Source organism: Neisseria sp. HMSC074B07, from assembly GCF_001810355.1.
In the GTDB taxonomy this organism is placed as follows: domain Bacteria; phylum Pseudomonadota; class Gammaproteobacteria; order Burkholderiales; family Neisseriaceae; genus Neisseria.
Genome location: NZ_KV800876.1, coordinates 1 through 2,631, shown reverse-complemented (window position 1 = coordinate 2,631; position 2,631 = coordinate 1). Strand labels below are relative to the sequence as shown.

Here is a 2,631-nt window from a genome sequence, read left to right as displayed (position 1 = left end):
CACCGCCGAAGCAGCGAAGAACCGAACTATACCCTTCCCCTCGAAAACCGTCAACTCCTAAACAACAAAAAATTCCACAAAACCTAACAACAACCTGAAATACAAAGACTTTTATTTCAAAATATTCTCAAACCAAACTCAATCAACAGTAAAAGTCTTCTGAAATCCCTTTCAGACGACCTTTATTAATCTAAATACGCTATTAACCAAATATCTCTCATCTTAACGCTGCAGCAAGATTTCCAATACAAACTTGCTTCCTACATAAGCGAACATTAGGCTGACAAACCCGATGATTGTCCAAACGGCTGCTTTTTTACCCCGCCATGCCGTCATACTGTGCTTAAGCAGCAACGCACCGTAAATTATCCATGAGAGGATACCAAATACGGTTTTATGGGTAAATGTAACGGGTTTACCGAATACAGCCTCTGCAAAAAATGTCCCGCTGACAACCGAATAGGTTAATAAGATAAAACCTACCCACATCCCCTGGAACATGAGCTTTTCCAAACTCAGTAAAGACGGCAGAAAACCGGACAAACTGGAAACACGTCGTTTATGCAGGTTACGGTTGAGCAGCAAAATCAAAACGGCAAACAAGGTCACAATACCGAATAAACCGTATGCCAGCAGCGATGTACCAATGTGCGACATAAACGGCAAATCATTGATTTGGTAACCGACATATTTCCCAGGGAACAGTGCACCCAATAACAAGGTAAACGCTGCACACGGATACAAAAGCAGCTGTAATCCGCGCAGACGATAGAAAAAACTACCAACGAAATACACCAGCAGCATCAACCACACAATCAAACTGATGGAATACCCAAAGCCCATGATCAAAATCTTGTCTTGAATGACAGGCATAAGCAATACGGCACCGTGCATGGTCAGTGCAGCACCCAAAACAGCCAACTCGGCTTTTAGAGGATAATCTTTAATCTCTCGGGTCTTGTGATTGAACCAAACGAATATACCCAATCCGGCATACACCAATATCAGGCAAATCAGGATAGTCGGCATAACAAACTTTCTTGGCGCGCATACATAACCGCACGCGATAGTGTAAAATAATCTCAATTTTATTTTAGCAAAGAATGCCCCGAACAGGGCAGCTATTATCATTACCAAGGACAAGCATGTTAGACAACTTAACCAACCGCTTTAGTAAAGTTTTCAAAAATATCCGCGGTCAAGCAAAACTGACAGAAGACAACATCAAAGAGGCGCTGCGGGAAGTCCGTCTTGCCCTGCTCGAAGCAGACGTAGCCCTGCCCGTCGTAAAAGAATTTGTCAACAACGTCAAAGAAAAAGCGCTCGGACAAGAAGTTACCGGCAGCCTGACCCCTGATCAAGCCTTTATCGGTGTCGTCAACCAAGCCCTGATCGAATTGATGGGCAAGGAAAATTCCTCTTTGGACTTGGCGGCCGTACCGCCTGCTGTCGTTTTAATGGCAGGTCTGCAAGGTGCCGGTAAAACCACCACCGTCGGCAAACTCGCACGCCTGCTGAAAAACGAACAGAAGAAAAAAGTCTTGGTCGTTTCAGCCGACGTGTACCGCCCTGCCGCCATCGAACAGTTGCGCCTTTTGGCTGAGCAAGTCGGCATTGACTTCTTCCCTTCCGATTCCAATCAGAAACCTGTCGAAATTGCCACTGCTGCGATTGATTATGCAAAAAAACACTTTTACGACGTCTTGATGGTCGATACCGCCGGACGCTTGGCGATTGACGAAGAGATGATGAATGAAATCAAAGCGCTGCACGCAGCCGTCAATCCCGTAGAAACCTTATTCGTCGTCGATGCCATGTTGGGCCAAGACGCTGTAAACACCGCACAAGCATTTAACGAAGCCTTGCCGTTGACCGGCGTCATTCTGACTAAAATGGACGGCGATTCGCGCGGTGGGGCGGCATTGTCTGTACGCCACGTTACCGGAAAACCCATCAAATTTATCGGTATCGGTGAAAAAATCACAGGACTCGAACCCTTCTACCCAGACCGTATCGCCAGCCGTATCCTCGGCATGGGCGACGTATTAAGTCTGATTGAAGATGTCCAAAAAGGCATAGACGAAGAAGCCGCCGCCAAAATGGCGAAAAAGCTGCAAAAAGGCAAAGGCTTCGACCTCAATGACTTTAAAGAACAAATCCAGCAAATGCGCAATATGGGCGGGCTGGAAAGCCTGATGTCAAAAATGCCGGGCGAACTGGGTCAGATTTCCAAACAAATTCCCGAAGGCACGGCAGAAAAAGCCATGGGTAAAGTCGAAGCCATCATCAACTCCATGACACCGAAAGAACGCGCTAATCCAGCCCTGCTCAAAGCCAGCCGCAAACGCCGCATTGCCGCAGGCGCCGGCACCAGCGTAGAGGAAGTCAACAAAATGCTCAAACAGTTTGAACAATCGCAACAAGTCATGAAAATGTTTAGCGGAAAAGGACTGGGCAAACTGATGCGTATGGCAAAAGGCATGAAGGGTATGAAAGGAATGTTCCCCGGAATGTAATTGGCAGGAAATCTAAGAGAGAGGTCGTCTGAAAACTGAAATTGGGTTTTCAGACGACCTCTCTTTATGTATAGGCATCAGGAGACCTTTGCAAAATCCCCCAAAATCCCCTAAA

2 protein-coding genes are annotated in these 2,631 nt (G+C 46.5%); one reads left to right on the top strand and one right to left on the bottom strand.

Annotated elements, in window-relative coordinates; genetic code table 11:
* Positions 1 to 222: 222 nt before the first annotated feature.
* Entirely contained in the window at positions 223 to 1,029 is an 807-nt protein-coding gene (locus HMPREF2726_RS00405) for a cytochrome C assembly family protein (protein WP_070601849.1), read from the bottom strand.
* A gap of 116 nt (positions 1,030 to 1,145) precedes the next feature.
* On the opposite strand from HMPREF2726_RS00405, the gene ffh reads away from it, so the two are divergent.
* Positions 1,146 to 2,516, top strand: a complete 1,371-nt coding sequence (gene ffh, locus HMPREF2726_RS00400) for a signal recognition particle protein (RefSeq protein ID WP_070601847.1) — start codon at positions 1,146 to 1,148, stop codon at positions 2,514 to 2,516.
* Positions 2,517 to 2,631: the final 115 nt, after the last annotated feature.

Coding starts and splice junctions, on each gene's coding strand:
- ffh (WP_070601847.1), top strand. CDS start 1,146: ATGTTAGACAACTTAACCAACCGCTTTAGTAAAGTTTTCAAAAATATC.
- HMPREF2726_RS00405 (WP_070601849.1), bottom strand. CDS start 1,029: ATGCCGACTATCCTGATTTGCCTGATATTGGTGTATGCCGGATTGGGT.